This window comes from Paenibacillus aquistagni (assembly GCF_900177815.1).
GTDB classification, from domain to species: domain Bacteria; phylum Bacillota; class Bacilli; order Paenibacillales; family Paenibacillaceae; genus Paenibacillus_B; species Paenibacillus_B aquistagni.
On record NZ_FXAZ01000004.1, the window covers coordinates 539,493 to 556,810 of the forward strand.

At 36.7% G+C, this 17,318-nt stretch carries 13 protein-coding genes and 1 pseudogene; 8 read left to right on the forward strand and 6 right to left on the reverse strand.

Features of this window, described 5'->3' with window-relative positions:
* Positions 1-76: 76 nt before the first annotated feature.
* Positions 77-1,615, forward strand: a complete 1,539-nt coding sequence (gene guaA / locus B9Y93_RS16360; RefSeq protein WP_085495966.1) for a glutamine-hydrolyzing GMP synthase — start codon at positions 77-79, stop codon at positions 1,613-1,615.
* A gap of 160 nt (positions 1,616-1,775) precedes the next feature.
* On the forward strand, positions 1,776-2,705 hold the full coding sequence (locus tag B9Y93_RS16365; protein ID WP_085495969.1) for a tyrosine-type recombinase/integrase: 930 nt from the start codon (positions 1,776-1,778) through the stop codon (positions 2,703-2,705).
* 287 nt (positions 2,706-2,992) lie between these two features.
* Here B9Y93_RS16365 and B9Y93_RS16370 read toward each other — a convergent pair whose 3' ends face one another.
* The gene (locus tag B9Y93_RS16370) at positions 2,993-3,220 is read right to left on the reverse strand and encodes a helix-turn-helix domain-containing protein (RefSeq protein WP_085495971.1); all 228 of its coding nucleotides are present in this window, start codon (positions 3,218-3,220) and stop codon (positions 2,993-2,995) included.
* A 179-nt stretch (positions 3,221-3,399) separates the two neighbouring features.
* On the opposite strand from B9Y93_RS16370, the gene B9Y93_RS16375 reads away from it, so the two are divergent.
* The 3 genes and pseudogenes from B9Y93_RS16375 (at position 3,400) to B9Y93_RS16385 (ending at position 6,406) form a co-directional block, all read left to right on the forward strand.
* On the forward strand, positions 3,400-3,882 hold the full coding sequence (locus B9Y93_RS16375) for a hypothetical protein (protein ID WP_085495973.1): 483 nt from the start codon (positions 3,400-3,402) through the stop codon (positions 3,880-3,882).
* Between the two features lie 193 nt (positions 3,883-4,075).
* Positions 4,076-5,248: pseudogene (locus tag B9Y93_RS16380) on the forward strand (IS3 family transposase).
* Between the two features lie 510 nt (positions 5,249-5,758).
* Positions 5,759-6,406 (forward strand): hypothetical protein, encoded by a 648-nt coding sequence (locus B9Y93_RS16385; protein ID WP_085495975.1) that lies wholly within the window; start codon positions 5,759-5,761, stop codon positions 6,404-6,406.
* A gap of 204 nt (positions 6,407-6,610) precedes the next feature.
* Here B9Y93_RS16385 and B9Y93_RS16390 read toward each other — a convergent pair whose 3' ends face one another.
* The 5 genes from B9Y93_RS16390 to B9Y93_RS16410 all read right to left on the reverse strand — a co-directional run bounded on the left by B9Y93_RS16390 (position 6,611) and on the right by B9Y93_RS16410 (position 10,309).
* Positions 6,611-6,973, reverse strand: coding sequence for a hypothetical protein (locus B9Y93_RS16390; RefSeq protein WP_085495977.1), 363 nt, complete (start codon positions 6,971-6,973; stop codon positions 6,611-6,613).
* An 86-nt stretch (positions 6,974-7,059) separates the two neighbouring features.
* Positions 7,060-7,239 carry a hypothetical protein gene (locus tag B9Y93_RS16395; protein WP_085495979.1) on the reverse strand — a complete coding sequence of 60 codons (180 nt, stop codon included), beginning with the start codon at positions 7,237-7,239 and terminating at the stop codon, positions 7,060-7,062.
* 126 nt (positions 7,240-7,365) lie between these two features.
* A complete protein-coding gene (locus B9Y93_RS24625) occupies positions 7,366-7,734 on the reverse strand; it encodes a hypothetical protein (RefSeq protein WP_085495982.1) in 369 nt (122 codons plus the stop codon).
* A gap of 295 nt (positions 7,735-8,029) precedes the next feature.
* Positions 8,030-9,232, reverse strand: coding sequence for a hypothetical protein (locus tag B9Y93_RS16405; protein WP_176228955.1), 1,203 nt, complete (start codon positions 9,230-9,232; stop codon positions 8,030-8,032).
* 501 nt (positions 9,233-9,733) lie between these two features.
* A complete protein-coding gene (locus tag B9Y93_RS16410; protein ID WP_085495984.1) occupies positions 9,734-10,309 on the reverse strand; it encodes an NUMOD4 motif-containing HNH endonuclease in 576 nt (191 codons plus the stop codon).
* A gap of 1,353 nt (positions 10,310-11,662) precedes the next feature.
* On the opposite strand from B9Y93_RS16410, the gene B9Y93_RS16415 reads away from it, so the two are divergent.
* From B9Y93_RS16415 to B9Y93_RS16425, 3 genes are all read left to right on the forward strand, one after another.
* Entirely contained in the window at positions 11,663-11,917 is a 255-nt protein-coding gene (locus B9Y93_RS16415) for a hypothetical protein (RefSeq protein WP_176228956.1), read from the forward strand.
* Positions 11,910-14,939 carry a hypothetical protein gene (locus B9Y93_RS16420; protein ID WP_176228957.1) on the forward strand — a complete coding sequence of 1,010 codons (3,030 nt, stop codon included), beginning with the start codon at positions 11,910-11,912 and terminating at the stop codon, positions 14,937-14,939. The genes B9Y93_RS16415 and B9Y93_RS16420 overlap by 8 nt, the downstream gene beginning before the upstream one ends.
* A gap of 1,006 nt (positions 14,940-15,945) precedes the next feature.
* Positions 15,946-17,034 (forward strand): hypothetical protein, encoded by a 1,089-nt coding sequence (locus tag B9Y93_RS16425; RefSeq protein WP_085495985.1) that lies wholly within the window; start codon positions 15,946-15,948, stop codon positions 17,032-17,034.
* The last annotated feature ends 284 nt before the right edge of the window (positions 17,035-17,318 follow it).

The following is a 17,318-nucleotide window of genomic DNA, read 5'->3' on the forward strand; positions in this document are numbered from 1 at the left end:
CAGCACGATTAGTGTCGAAATCCTCCCTTTGGAGTTTTTCATAGAACTTGAACAATAAGAATTAGGAGGCACATTGATGAGCAAGCACCATGAGATGATTGTCGTTCTCGACTTTGGTGGACAATACAATCAATTGATCGCACGCCGTATCCGTGATCTAGGCGTATACAGTGAGTTGATTCCATTCAACACTCCAGCGGAGAAGATTAAGGAAATGAATCCGAAGGGGATCGTGTTCTCTGGCGGACCGGCTAGCGTATATGAAGAGAATTCCCCGATGGTTGACCCAGCTGTATATGATATGGGACTACCGATCCTAGGTATTTGCTACGGCATGCAGATGATGTCTCATCAACTGAAGGGCAAGGTTATGCGCGCAGGCAAGCGCGAGTATGGCAAGGCAGACGTTGTCTTCCAAGCAGACAGCCTGTTGACGAAAGGCCTTGAAGCAAGCCAAACGGTATGGATGAGCCACAGCGACAAAGTCGTTGAGCTGCCTGAGGGCTTCCGTATTGATGCAAGCACAGAGCATGCGCCAATCGCTGCAATCAGCCATCCGGAGAAGCGCTTCTTCGGCGTTCAGTTCCACCCAGAGGTTCGTCACTCTGTGAATGGTAATGAAATGCTCAAGAACTTCTTGTTCGAAGAATGTAAATGTACGGGCGACTGGACGATGGAATCGTTCATCGAAGATAAGATCCAAGAGATTCGCGATCTTGTTGGCGATCGCAAAGTACTGTGTGCACTCAGCGGCGGCGTAGACTCCTCCGTAGTGGCAGTATTGATCCACAGAGCAATCGGCGATCAGCTGACTTGTATGTTCATCGATCACAACCTGCTGCGCAAGGATGAAGCTGAAGGCGTAATGGAGACCTTTGGCGGCAAGTTCGATATGAACGTGATCAAGATCGATGCTCGCGAGCGCTTCATGAGCAAGCTTGCTGGCGTATCCGATCCTGAGCAAAAGCGCAAGATCATCGGCAACGAGTTCATCTACTGCTTCGACGAAGAATCTGCGAAGCTTGGAGACTTCGATTTCTTGGCACAAGGTACTCTGTACACGGATATCGTAGAAAGTGGTACTGCAACTGCTCAAACGATCAAATCCCACCACAACGTGGGCGGTCTTCCTGAAGACATGAAGTTCCAATTAATCGAGCCATTGAACACGTTGTTCAAGGACGAAGTTCGCAAAGTGGGCGAAGAGCTCGGTATTCCGCGTGAGATCGTATGGCGTCAGCCATTCCCAGGTCCAGGACTTGCGATCCGCGTGCTTGGCGAAGTGACAGAGGACAAGCTCACGATCGTGCGTGAATCCGATGCAATCCTTCGTGAAGAGATTGCAAAAGCTGGCCTTGATCAAGAGATCTGGCAGTACTTCACGGCTCTTCCAGATATGAAGAGCGTTGGCGTTATGGGTGACGTGCGCACATACTCCTACACAGTAGGTATCCGCGCGGTAACTTCTATCGACGGCATGACAGCGGACTGGGCGCGTATTCCTTGGGATATCCTTGAGAAGATCTCCGTTCGCATCGTTAATGAAGTCGACAACGTCAACCGCATCGTGTATGACGTAACATCCAAGCCACCAGCAACGATTGAGTGGGAATAATATAGGATAGTTTTTAATTGATTTGTAGCTGGGGATCCTTTCTGGATAAGGGTTCTCAGATAATTCGATTAAATTATCTTTCATTCACCTGCAACTATTGGTCTTCAAAAATTACTCTCTTTTATTTGTGTTATTTAACCAAATGAAAGGGAGTTTTTTTATGTCCAGAATCAAAGAACTGATTGATGGCTTTAAACTAAATCAAGAGATACAAGGTAGAAAAAAGGAGTACATTGAAGGATGCATGTACCGTTTACATCGTTGGAGGCATTTCACGAAAGAGCAACTTGGTGTTGAGGAAGCGGAAGAAGTAACTTCTATGCACATTAAAAAATATATTCAGTATTGTCAAAGTCGAGGTAAAGAAGCCAATATTACAATTAACAATCAAATCGCAACAATTAAGGTCTTCTATCAGTATCTTGTCGATGAGGAATATATAGACGAGAAGGACAACCCAATGCGAAGAATTAGGAACTTAAAAGAAGAGAAGCGGGTTATCATTACATTTAATGATGAAGAGGTACGGCGAATAATTAATGATGTTCGAGAAGACACTTACTCTAATCTAAGGGATAAGTTAATACTTATCATGCTATTTGATACGGGAATACGTGTTTCAGAGCTGTGTAACATCAAGAACGATGATGTATCAAGAACGAATATTCTGATTCATGGAAAGGGTTCTAAGGAGCGGCTAATCTACATTAGCAAGATCATGAGAAAGTATATGAGGAAGTACGAAGAAGCGAAGCTAGTTCGGTTTAAACACAGGTTAGAAGACGAGATTGAGGATTACTATTTCCTAGACCAAAGCGCGGAAAGGTTGTCTCGTTCCCGCATCAACAAGATACTGAAGGAGCACTGCAAGAATGTGGGAGTGCGGAAAGAAGTGCGTTGTTCACCGCATGATTGCCGCCATTATTTTGCCCAGAAGCAGTTGAAGAATGGAATAGATATTTACAGTTTAAGCAGACTTATGGGACATTTTGATACTCAAATTACATCAAAGTATTTGAGAGGACTAGAACAGCATGATATTTTGGAAATAGGAAAAGTGTATAGTCCTTTAAATGAGGTGAAGATTTAATGTGTCTGCAAAAGGCTCATGATCATGTTGACTGTTTGTGTTTTAAATCTAAAGTTGCTTGAGAAATATTTATCAATTTTGGGGATGGTACTTATAAAACACATTCATGAAAGTATGTATCTGGTCATTCAGTCATTCGCAAGTTACATGTGAAATAAATCAGATTGTATGTTAGACACAACAATCGTAAAACCTACGTGGTTGATAGCACTTTATAGTGGTTATGCGTCGTAGGAAACTATACAACGCCTTACAACTGATCCTAGAAGCAATTAGAGGACTCCTGATTAAAGGGAGTCCTTTTTGTCTTCTTCAAATTGAAGCAACTCGGATATATCTGAGATATTCAAAGCATCAGATATCTTCTCAAGCATATGTAAATTAACCTCTACACGGTCATTCCTACACAGCTCTGAAATTGCAGCTTGTCTGACTCCAGACATTTCTTTTAGTTGCATTTGCGTAATTCCTCTAGACTTCATTGCTTCTTTAAGTTTGATTTTTATTTTCAACATAAATAGACCTCCCTAAAAAGGTTAAAGTGTATTGACATTATACGCATGAACGTGTATTATGAAAGTAATTAAATAACCGTTTAAGCGTATATTTATCTTATCATCATCTCCCAAATACTGCAACATGTTTGGTTTATTTGCTATGCATTTTTTACAATTTATTTTAGGAGGATTTTATTGTGATAACTCAACAACAGACAATGGTAACAGATGAGCAAGTTATGAATGGGTATTGGTTTAACATTAAGGAAGAGTTAGAATTAGTGGGGTTTAAAGGGTTGTTGTTAGAAAAACTGCTTCAAATTATTACAGACTATAACACGATGGAAGAGTTTTGGAATTTTATAATACTTAACGAAGAAAAACAAATGACAAAGGTATTATTAGTACATAAGTTCCTCATATACATGCAATCTAAATATAGTTTTTCTGATGCAGGAGAATTCAAAAGAGTTTATTGTTCTGTTAAAGAACGTAACGATAGACAAAATGTTATTGCAAAACTCTTCTTCTCAAAGTCAGATGAATATTATAAAGTAATAGACTGGATTGATACTGGAAAAATCTCATTTGAAGAAATTTATAAACTTGTTGTTGATTATCGACGGATATTTACTGCAAAGGAATCAATATCTTTAATTGAAATTATGCTTATTAAATAGGTAGAATGATAACTAATCACCCATTCGTAAGATTTAAGTATCTTAGAATGGGTGACTTTTTACAGCTAAGATAATCATAATTTATGGCATCCTTTATGGAGTCGAAGTGGCACTATGAATCGGCTACATTTAGTTGGACAATAAAAATAAGGGCTAGTAGAATGAAGAGAATAATACTAGGAGCGGATCTACTATGCCAATACAAAGACGTACATTTACAGCAGAATTCAAAAGACAAATGGTCCAGTTATATGAAAATGGAAAGCCAAGGGCAACGATTGCGAGAGAGTATGAACTTAGTCCATTTGCCCTCGATCGCTGGATTAAGCAAACGCAAACGTCAGGTTCGTTTTCTGAAAAAGATAACCGAACAGCTGAAGAAAATGAACTCATCGCTCTTCGTAAGCGAGTTCAGCGGCTTGAAATTTAAAATGACATTTTAAAGCAAGCCGCGCTGATCATGAGACGAAAGTAAAGATCATTAAGCAGAATAGTGATAAATACTCGAATCAGCATTGTGCGAATTCCTGCAAATCTCCCGAAGTACCTTCTACTATGAAACGAAAGCAAAAGACAACGATGACGAAATAACGACGGCTATCGTAGAGATCTTTAAGGCCAACCGAAAAGCGTATGGAACACGCACATTGAAGGTCAAACTTCAGGAACAAGGCTATACGGTTTCAAGACGTCGAATCGGACGGATTATGAAAGAGCAGGGTCTGGTGTCCACGTACACAATAGCGCAGTATAAGCCGCACAAGACTGCTTGTAACGAAGCAATAACGGCGAATGAGTTAAAACGTGAGTTCGATCAAACTGAAGCTAAACGCTTCGTAGTCAGCGATCCCACTTATGTCAAAGTCCAGCACAAGTGGCATTACATTTGCGTGCTGATCGATTTATTTAACCGAGAAATCATTGGCCACAGTGCAGGTCTACACAAGGATGCTGCTCTGCTTTCCTGTGCCTTTGCCACAGTAGAAGGCGATTTAAGCGACATTCAGTGGTTTCATACGGATCGTGTGGAAGCGAGTTTAAGAATCAGACCATGGACGATCTATTAGAAACGTTCAACATTGGTCGCTCCCTGAGTATGAAAGGCTGTCCTTATGACAACGCCGTTGCTGAAGCTACTTACAAAGTGATGAAAACAGAATTCGTCAATCAGATGAATTTCCAGAGTCTTCATCATCTAAAACTAGAATTATATGATTATGTAAACGGGTTTAATAAACATCGTGTTCATGGCACACTAGGCTACATGACGCCAGTCAGTACAAAGCAGAGGCCCTTAAAAAAGTTGTCTGATTCACTGTTGACAGTCCACTATACTTTTTCGGTGTTTATTAAAAGGCGGTATTGAGTCTAATTATTGACCGCCTATCTGTCCAATTTTTACAAATTTATTCTTTTCATTAGATAATAATGAATTTTTCCATTCATCATAGGTATAACACTAAGACTTTGCTCTGAAATAGTGACATTTGTGAATATTTGTGAGACTATTGTCTTGGGGTTCCTGACTGTCCACCTAAAATTTAGGTGGACTTCTGTCTTATATGGTTTTGCCTATTGTAAGGGTTTACTCTTCAATGCCCCAATTAAACTAATTGGGCATCAATCTAATCTATCAGTGACTCTGCTTTATTCGATAAGGATTCTTGGATGTAACCATTTTCTTTGCGTAACATTTTGATGTGTTCTCCAATGAGTTATAAAGAATCAGAAGACATTCTTATCCGTCCATTTCATACAAATGTATGGAAGGACCTTTATAGTTTTCAGATTAGCATATCAGAAATTTGGAACTTTACTTGTATTCTATAGCATGAAATATTAGAGCTATTCACAAATTACAACAGGAGGTACTATCTTGAAGAAGTCTGTATTATGTATTATTTTCATAATGATATTGGTATCATGTAGAAATATTGGGGATACTTCTCTAAATACAAGCGACAATGTAAATCAAAGTAATTTTAGTGTTAGTGAGATAGGTGGTTGTAAATTAGAAGGCGAGACAGATTCAGACATAAAAGCCCAAGTCTTATGTTTGATTGATAAAGGAATGTATTCCGAGGTTGGAGAGGTTATAGTATCTCATAACAAGCAGGATGATAAAGTATTTAGTACTTTAGCTTCATATGCATTCTTGTATTTAATGGAAGGTTCAAATGATATATTTCGTGAGGAATGGGAAAAAGTTAGCGATAAATTACGTGAGGTTTATTATGATGATAACGAGCTTACTGACGCATCGTACGACAAACTCAGAGAAGATTTGACAGAGTTTCTTGATACAAGAACAACTAGACAAATGAAAAAAGAAAGTAAGGAAGAAGGCTTTTTTGATCCCGAAATCGGCATGAAAGCAGAAGAGCTTCTAGAATCGAAATCTTGGGGTAAACCAAAAGATATTAATAAAACTACTACTGAATACGGTGTACATGAACAGTGGGTTTATTCAGGTGGCAGATATGTGTACTTGGAAGATGGAGTTGTAACGTCAATTCAAGAGTAGCTAGAGATATTTTGCACTATTGAGCTTGAATATCCCATTTTAACTTTATATATGCCGTTCTATATAATCTAGGTGCTGATGTCTTGAATGAGTAAATAGAGGACATTGGGGCAGATTGTTTATTAGACAGGAAAATAGGCTCAATGAGTAACTTGAACAAACCAGAAATGGCTAATCCATTTCTGGTTTGTTTTCTTGAAGGACTTATTTATCGTCAACCAACTTACTTATCTTTAGGATTAGATTTGTAGTCTTGGAATCGTAAAAAGTCTCACCACAACCTGAACACTTAGCACCGCGTACTTTGATGCTCTTGATTTTGTCGTTATTCATGTTAAGGTCAAAGTCAATATCCACATTTGGAACATCATCACAACCACACATCGGGCATTCTAATATATTCATCGCATCTTCCCGATAATCAGGCTTTAACTTCCGTGCTTCATATTTTGCTTTTCGTTCTTCTAAACCTTCTTTCCCCAACAGAAGTTCCCATAATTCCTGTAAGCTTTTGCCTTCGGAAGACTCAGGAATGCCGCTGTTGTGATTATAGTTATTATTATTCATAATCCCGCTCCTTAAAGTATCAATAAAACTCATATTTTATTTAGTGTTATCGATAGAAATAAATGAAAAGAATCACGGACAAAAAGTTATTCATCTTCATCTCGCATTGCTTGCATAGTTTCCAATCGCTGCTGTTCTGTCATCTTTGAAAACGGAACGGCTTTTTTAACTAAGTTTTTTTCTTCTTGCTTTTTTTTTGTTGCATACTTAGTAAGTGAAATGACTTTGGTGTTATCATGTATTGTGCCATCACTATATTTTTTCATGAATTTATCCTTCTCCATTAATAACATTCAACGAGGTTACTATACGTAGTAGTCCAAACTCAAATCTAATTTTGAGGGCAAAAAGATAGTCCCGCTCCTTCAAACTAAATAAAATTGATCTTCCATTTAGTTATTTTTTAGATCAGTAAGGTCAATCCATATTTGCTTCTTACCTTGTAATTCATCTTCTATAGCTATTTCAGTATCTTCTTTTTCCTGAATAGCTTCGACTTTATGACTTGAACCTACGTGAGTAGTATCTTCCGATGATTGAAAATAAAGTGTTAATAGATGCTTTACCAATCCGCTAAACGAACTATGTTGCAATAGAGCTTGTTTTAAAAGTCCCATCTGATAGGAGTCATCCTTGTTAAAGGAGACTCCTTGTGTAATGTACTGACTTTTTGTATCCTCTATCAGATCGGTGAGGTATTCGTCGATATTAGATGAGTTGAGGGAAAGGTTTCTCCATTTCTCTCTTCTACTCTTGCTCATGCTATCTCTCCTGTCGTTCTGTTACATTCGATTACTCTTTAGATTAAACAACCCGCTAGAACAACATGCCACCTCCCATACAGAGTGCCAAAGAAAGTATCGATCTAAAATTGCACAAAAAAACGAGAGTAGTTTGGTAACCACTCTCGTTAAGGTAAATATATGATAATGTCGTATGTTTCGGACAGGATTGTTGCATATGCTTATCGCACCCTTTCTAATTTAAAAAGATTAAACGGGTAACTGCAAGTAACATAACATGGATTGTCGGTTGTGTAAAGTAACCTTAAAATGGTTAGTACTTTCTTTGGCACTGCATGTTTTCGATTTTTTTCTGACGAGGACTACGCTTCGCTTTAGTCCTATCGTTAAATTTTAACTCTAAAACTGGTAATGTATCAGCATCATTGTATTGTTTTCCTAAATAGCTTGTGCATCTAAAATACTCCAACAATACTTCCCACATCGGCGCATAATGATGCATTAGTTTTAATCTGCGGATTCTATCTGTGTCTGATCTGTTGGAAGTGTTCTTCTGCCTTTTTTCTGCAAGTTCCAATGAACGCTTGCTATGCTCATTCTTGAACATCTGAGTCATAATGATTGCATTTGCTTCTGTTAAACCTAGTGCAAATTCAAGTTCACCTCTATCACGCAACTTGTCTAACGTAGCATGTAGTCCTGCATCTGAATCTTGTAGTACGCAATCATGTGCATCATAGTAGTAATGCAAACCGAATTGTGCTAGAAGATTACTGTTAAAGGCTCTCTTGAACTCTTTTACTCCTCTCATGTTAGCCTTAAACAGGTCACTTCCCTTTAAATTATGAATAATTAGCAATCTTCTTCGAAGATCGGCAACTTCCTTAATCTCAGACTTGTTTAACTTCCGATGCACACCGTGAGTGTCGCATCCCCAAATTTCCTTGATATGGATGATTGCTTTGACCTTACTTAGTTTGTTGAATACTGACACCAGACTATACTTCGTATGTTTGAGATATGTTTGGATAAATTCTTCTAACATCTCAAAGTCTTTATCGTCTTTGTCATAATCTTCGATTGCATCACTAAATTGCTTTTGAAGGCTCTCTATATGATGCCCTCTAGAACTGTACATAGCATTAGAAAGTTTCGTATCAACTATACCGAGTTCAAGAAGCCATTTGGTGGCAGACATAGGATTGATCTTATTGTTTTTCTTGATTAGATAGTCAATAACGAGTGAACATAGGTCAAATTCTCCTGCAAGTTGCCCCTGACCATTGTTTGAGCGCCTATCTTCGCGTTTGGCTTTTACAATTCGCTTGCCATCACATGTAATAATGCGCTTTGTACCTCTGCCAGTAACATCTACGTATTCCCATTCTTCACGCGCACTCTTGATAATGCTGTTAAATGAACGAGTAGGTATTGTACCATCTTTCTTTAACGCTTGCTTTTGCACCTTGTTACCGTACTTATTAACCAATTCTGTTAATGTGTATTTGTGACTCAATTTAATCGACTCCTCTTTATTTAATTAGTGTTTTTTGTCCTGTGAAATTGTGCAGAATCGAGGTAATAATATAATTTATATTAATAGGTCGATTTTGCACAATTTTTTCGATGATTTTATATGATAATTACTGATGGAGTAGGGATAGATGCACTAATATAAGCTCTAATGGAAGAAAAGATGATTGTTGCGTAACTAGCCTATCGGCACGCTAGTAAGTTTTCGCCTAAAGGCTCAAACTTGCTAGCTTTTTAGCTCGCCAACGCTACGCTGTTGGCTCACTCTGAGCTTTGGTCGAACAGATAAAGATAAACTAAAGGTATTTCATATTAGCATGATCTAAAAATTCCGGAAAGATCACCTCCGGCAACAAATAATCGCTAAACTTCAACTTGTCGTATATTTGGTGTATAAACAAGCGAAAATCCTAAGCGTTTTCGACTTAGGATTAGATAATCTATGTCAACATTGAATAGAGCAGTGACTGCTTGCCCGTCATTATTATGACGTTATCTTATATACCGAATTACTACGTTCAAATGCCCATCTACTTTCATGCGTGATTCTTCCATTGAGCGCGTTGGAGATATTCTTCGGATAAACGCCAAGTTCTCTAGAGGCTTCTTTCTGCGACTTAAACTGTCGTTGCTCACCTGTGTCCAAATGAGTTGCGATTACTGGGTTGTTGTTTCTCTTAATTAGCCCATTCTCTATGGCATGAGCGATATTTTCTTTTCGTGTCATCCAGTTAAGGTTTTCTAGTCTATTATCTAGCTTGTCACAATTGATGTGATTGACTTGTGGCTTATTGTGTGGATTGGGAATAAACGCCATTGCCACTAAGCGATGAACATAAACTTTCTTTGTAGGTTGACCCTTTTTACATAAATCAAGTTTTTCATAACCATTACGGCAAACATGACTCTTCATAATTTTCTCTTTACGTCCTTTATCGTTACCTAAACTCCTTACCTCTCCGTAGTTAGACACAATATACAGTCCTTCATAACCTACAACATCCCGCCATTCTTCATTTACCTTCTCAAACTGATTCTTATTCACTTTATTAGGTGTCATAATAGCTATCTCCTATTTGTCGAATTTTTGAGGAGAGAACGACTAATAACCCTTGCCATGATTGGCAAAGGTGTATTTGTCCTCACTCTTGGGAAAGAGGTAGATACCGTTTTTCTCCCTCACTCTTTAAAGAGTCGAGAACATTACTTTTTCTCTTGTTTTGGATAGATTAAACAATGTTAAGTAATTAACTAGAGAACAGTTCTTGCGAAAGTGCATATGAATCATTATGAAACTATCTACTTAGATGCTCACGAGACATGCCCCTTGTCGCATCAATGAATGTAATTGAAGTTCCGTATTTCTTTTGAATTGAATCAAAGCTAACTGTAAATCCTCATTTATTATTTCTTTTCACCTCCTTTTACGAAAGTGTGATGAAATATGCAAAATAATAAACTCTCCGATTGAACGGAGAGCCAATGGTTCACACTTTATAGTTCTGATAGCAATAGACTTCTACCAGTTTGACAGAAGTAATATACTTCCTAGATATAAGTCAGACAGAAGAAGTAGTAAGATACACACAGTTAAAATATGCTCTACGAAAGAGCCATATCGATTTCACGTTTTTTTAAAGTTGTCTATTCTAGGATTTGTAATGATTTATTACAGAAAAGGCGTAGGACTGATTGGGGAAATATGAATAAAGGACTCGTGTCGGGAAATCTGCTTGTAGCGTTTGTGGTTGTAAGTGATGGGGGGCTTTTTATCAGAGAAGGATTTTTTCTAAACTGTAAACCTATCCCCGTGGCAAGTATATATGAATCCACATTAGATAGTCTCTCAGACAGTCTGTAATGAGATATATCGGCGCTGCATGACGAAAATAGATTGGTTGTCATTAGAGGAAGAAAGTCGCTCTAAGTAGCCTTGAAATTCAATTGAGGGATAAAGGTATTTCTTTGTTTTTGTGTTCATTCTAAAAGTATTATTATTTTCCGTACGTATTTAAATAGAGTTAGTATTTATATTATTTATTAAGTATATATTATTAATTCTATTTATATATGTACGGCAATATTTGATACTTTTAAGAAAATCAAAAATGTAAATATCTCCAATCCACGCTCAAACCATTAGGTATGATGTTACCCTCATAAAATAAAACCCTCTCATATCAAATCTAAGCACCCTATATGATCTTTTAAACATTAAATAGAGTAGTTGCAGGTTTCAGACACTAAGCGTCTGTAATAGTGATTAGAATCGATTTTAGATCATTGTAGCTTTATACTTCCATTCTTCAAGAAGTTGGTAAGATGATTAAGTAATAACCTCTGCCAAAATCGCTTAACTTTTTAAGTCAATAGCACTTAATTAGTTAAGAAGACATTTAGAGGAGTGATATCGATGAAAAACGAATTTGATTTTAGCAAAATTAGCCTAAGACAGAATTATCAGATGTTACGCAAACTGAAAAAGATCAAGTTAAAGGACATTGCTTCAGTAGTTGGGGTTTCGATTCCAATGCTATCAATGTATGAAAATGAAGTGGTTAATCTTCATAAAGATAAGGAGAAGATGTATCGTTCATTCATAATTAGCTTTTCAAAGGAGCAAAGTGATACTTCTGCACCTTGTAAGGTGGTGAATAGTATTGAGTAACGCTACAATTATTCAGACACATAATGAATTATTTATAGGTTCTGACTCGGCAACCTCAATACTGATAGAAGGTCAATTGTACAGGCTTGATACTAAAGCAACCAAGCTATTTGTATTCGATAACTTGGTTGTTTTTTGTTCAGGTGTTCTAAATTATTGTTACCGAGTAATGGATTTGTTTTCATCTCAAAAAACAAAAAGTGTTCATTCACTAAGAGAAATTCTGCTTGAAACCTATCAAGATGAAAGTGTTGATGTTGTTATTGGTGAATATAAAGAAAATAAAACATGGTTATATCAACTTTCCCCGTATAATAATTTCGATATTGTTACATATACAGACATACCAAAGGGTGGCGTAAATATCATAACTGCAGGAATCAGAACAGAAGAATCCTATCATTCAGTTTGTAATGGCATATCAACAGGTAAAAGTATTCCTGAAATATATAAATCAGTATTTGATGAAATATCTTACGAGGGAGTTGGAGGAATATTAACTGTATTTAGGATAAATCGAAATGGTGTCAGTGAATTTATAGAATACGGAATTAAAGAAAACGAAAACCTTAAAATAGTTAGCATAGATATTTTATTAAATCATTATAAAAAACATCTAATTGTTGGAGAACGCATTTATGGCAAGATCTTTATGGGGGTCAATCTGGCACTTGAAGATGAAGATGGAGTTCTAAAATTCCAAGGTTCAAAAGGAGAAATCTTTGACCGTAATGGCAAACTTGTAATGAAACTTGGTTTGGTTGACGAAGATCCAGACAAATTCGGCTTGTGGTCTTTTAATGACATTACAAGAGTAAAAATTGATCAGCTAGAAGGGTTTGTTATAGACAAAGCATCCACAGATAAAAACAAACATCCTGATGGATGGGAGAAGGTTATGTGGGCAGACCCAAGCGATGGTACGCTTTATACTCATGATCTAGTGGCAAAGAACATCAAAGTTGTGAATAACGTTGGAGACATAATCTTAGATGCTGAAAACAATTATCTCGACATCGGAGACTTCAACACAATCGTAATGGATAACAAGCTAACTTCGATGGAAAAGATGCAGATCATTACAGAACTTTATAAAATCGAAGCTGGCTATCATAGAATGCTTGGACAAGCAGAGAAATACAAACGATCTCAACGTGATGACATCTTTGATTATGATGCTCAATTTTTCTCGAAATCCTCAAGCACAATCGATCTTTATTCAACAACACCTCTTGCGAATGCTTATAATGCACTATTAGATTATATGTCACAATACATTGATATAGTGGGCAAAGAACCATTAAACATCAACATTAACTCCCCTAAAACTGATCAAACGAGTGAAATTCCAGATAGAGCAGAATTTATATTAAAATTCAAAACGTACTACGATGAAGAAAAGAGACTAAGAAACTTAATTGAAGACGCGCAGTTCTATTCTGGTCTTAACATGGGGCAATTCTACAATAACGTTGTAATTGGTGAATATGGTTTTATTTCCCTTCGAAACGATGGGAAGTACCGTTCAGTATTGAATGCAACAAATGGTCTAGCATTGCAGAAGTGGGAGAAGAATGCATGGGTTAACAAAGTTTATGCTTCAATAGGAAACTCCTCATATGAAGATGGGACATTAATTGCAGAGGACTTGGTAGCAAAGCGATTGCGTATTGAAACAAAGCATGGAGATGTCTTGCTAGACGCCGATGCACTGAATTTTGATTTTTCTGTTCTCAATTCTATCATTCTTGACGATGTTATTGTCTCTACTGAGAAGATTACTTTATCCAATCAATATAAAAGTATTACCAAACAATACACTACACTAAAAGAGCAATTAAACAGGTACGCAACGACTATTTATAATGATAGAGATTCCTCTTACTATGGTTTGGATGATGCAAAGAATCAGTTAGTTTCTGCTGGAAAAGAGTTAGATATGACTTATAGCTCTCTAACCTCATATATGAATCCTGTTTTTGCGAATATGAATGCAACAACTCATATTGTAAACGATCTACATTCTACGCGACTCAGCTTCCATCAGAAGTGGGAAGATTTCTACAAGGCGTATGAAGGTGCTAGAGTGAAGCTTTCAGACTTCCTAGAGAAGAGTTCGCTACAGCTAGGTAGGAACTATAATAATACTGTCATTGACGCTGAAAATGGTGTTGTAGTTACTAGAGGTAACATGATGAATAAAACAACATTAAATGCAACAGATGGTATTAAGATAGAAAGAAATGTTGGTTTGTCCAGCGCTCCATCATGGCATAAAGTGTTTTATGCTGATATCAATGGAAACTTGTTCGCTGAAGATATGAGTACAAAAAGACTTCGTATTCTTGATGCAGAGCTTGGTGATGCGATTACATTCGATTCTATCGAAGGCATAACAATTAATGGTCGCAATAGAGAACAAATTAGATTGAACGCGAACGAAGGTATCGCAATTGATGTGGATCAAGAGAAGCGTTTGTGGATTGGTACTGATGGTACTCTTCGCGCTCGAAAGCTAATCATTGAGCCTGAACTTGGAGATGTAATTCTTGATGAAGAGACTGATGGATTCATTTCAGATTTGACGGTAAATAGCTTGAAGGCTGTAAAAAAGGACAAAGAAGCATATGACTATATTTATATTCGCGATAACTTCGTTAAATTAAATACTGGTACATCAGCGAAGAGTGATATAACGAAGTTTAAGCTACATTTAAATAAGGAAGATAAACAATATAGTTATCCAGAAATGATTTGGGGTCAAGGCAATGGTATTGATGGGAATATTGGTTATATAAGAAAACTTCCGAATGCAATGCAATTCCAGTACACAAATGACGCAGGGAATATGAGAGCACTAGAACTAAATGCATCTCAGGGAAATGCTGTGAGATTATATGCTGATGGAGGAGAAGTAATGATGGATTCAGATACAAAAATCATCCTTGCTTGTGGTGCTTCAAAAATCACAATGACTCCTAGTAATATTAAGCTAGAATCCTCTAGAATCGATTTAGGATAATGACTTTTGTCATTGTATACGTACTTGTGTCGGATAATTTGATTGTAGGGTCTGTGGATGTAAGTGTTGGGGGCTTATTATCAGAGAAGGATTTTTTCTAAACTGTAAACCATGCCCCCACATTTGAATCTGTTATGATGTGTGTGCGTAGGCGTATATGGAGACACTTGAAAGGAGATTACAAAACTAACTGGTGTATCAAGCCAACGATCAAGCCAACGTTATAGAGAGTTAGCCAAAAGAACTTAGGTATGAAGTCTTCCATGTGTGGGCTTCTTTTATTTTCAATCGCATATTGGATTATTACTCTTGATGTGATTTATCGAATCAAATAATTTATCAAGCGAAAGCATCGCTAATTCTTGGACTAGAACTGTCCTCGACTTTAGTGATGCTTCTTTGCTTATCAGATAGGAAAGTGATGAAGTAATGAAGGGTAAAGACGTTTGTACTGATGCAGATTTACAATACTGATGTACTTCGAACAAGCTGTAGAGGTTTGGGTAGGTGGAGAAATCGAGGAAATAGTAGTGATAGCAGATTTTAATGATACGATCATTAAAATTGTAAGGGAGATAAGTATCCAAGGCAGAATGTAATCTTGAGAATTGCATAGAAAGTTGTCTTCTTTTCGGAGCAGTTAATTAACTCTTTTTATAGACTGATAGTTTGGTTGTTCAAAAATATAAAATCCGTTCTATAGCACTCTTATTCTATAATAAATATATATTAATAAACCTGTATTGTGTTAAAATATTATTATAAAAGAGTGTCATTGGACGGATTTTATAAAATGAAAATTTTATTTTGTTACAACGCTAAGATGATGGCGCATTTAAAGATGTGCGGAATAGTTACATTTGCTCCGCATTACTTGAGAAGAGTGGTAATAGGTTCTAGTTGTTTGCTCGAAGCGGTAAGTTACAAGAGAGTATTGATAGTTTTAAGGTTTAGTTTAATTTGGATAATAAATTGTATGGGATTAGTAGACAGGAGAGATGGCAATATGGCGAGAATAAGAAAAACATATTTCACTAAGTCCAAGATGGGTAAGCTACTTGGAGTAAATGAAAAACAACATGAAGTATACATGCCTAATGAGATTTTTGAGAACTTAACAGAAGCATTTACATCAGAGGAAATGCAAGGTAAAACTTCAACTCACATAGCATATGCTTATACTTATTATTATCTTGCAAACTACCAATGGAGATATGCCCGCTATTACTATTACGATGATAAAACAGGTATGGAGACCAGTATAAATGAAGGAATAATTAAGCAAATTCTTGGTTTTCCCTCAAAATCTGAACAATACACTTATCTAACTAAGAATAATACGGGTCTATTGGTAAAGCTGGGCTATATTCGCAAAGAAACAGATAAACCTTCTCGTTATTGGTATGACGATGAAGGGAAGTATAAAGAGGTTCAATTCGTATATGAAAGCGAATATCCAGAGCTTTATGGTAACAACAAAAACTGGAAAGTGGCAATGCCTGTAAAAGGGTTCTATCGGTATAAAGAATCAGAGGAAGATAACTATGAAGATGGAACATTCTATATGATTCAAAATACTCACATGATTGATATTGATGTATTCATTTATTGTATGGCTGATCTAGAGTTGGGCGTTGAAGGATTCTACCTGTACTGTTTCTTGAAATTCATGACTGATAAATATGATAATGCGTATAATTGTTCTCAAAAGAAAATGGCTCAAACAACAAGGCTATCCATTGATGAAGTAAAGAAACAACTTGAAAATCTAGAGAAGCGTAATATGATTACAAGTGATCATAAACCATTCTGTTTAGATAAACCTGCTGATAAGGAAACAAAAACAAACACCTATGGTATTAAGGAACCTAATGAATTTGCTAAGAGCATGATACAGTTTAATGTCATTCCAAAACAACGGAAAATTACAGCGAAGCAATACGAATCAGAAGTTGGCTGGGCAAATGAAAAAGAAATTAATGGGCTGATTATTAACCAAAAGACAGGTGAGATAATAAAATCTTCTCCTGTTAATGAGTACAACATAAATGATGAAGCTGAATTATCAGACCTAGATGAGGTCTTTAGCAGATAAGTTATTTTGCATGCCATGGACTATGTTCTATGGCTCTTTTTGTGTGCAAAAAATTAATTTCAGAGGTGATGGATTTGTATATTAGCATCAAGAGAAAGGTAGCATAAAATAATGAGAATGTACTCTATTTATTTCTATGTGAAAGCAAACGAATTGAAGGAAGGGTTTTAATAAGCAGAAATACGTATTAAGTGACAGAGAACAGGATCTCGTAAGGGAGTCTATAAAGAGAAGTTTGGAACCCAATTATCAATACTAGAACATGAAGTAGTGCAAATGTTGGA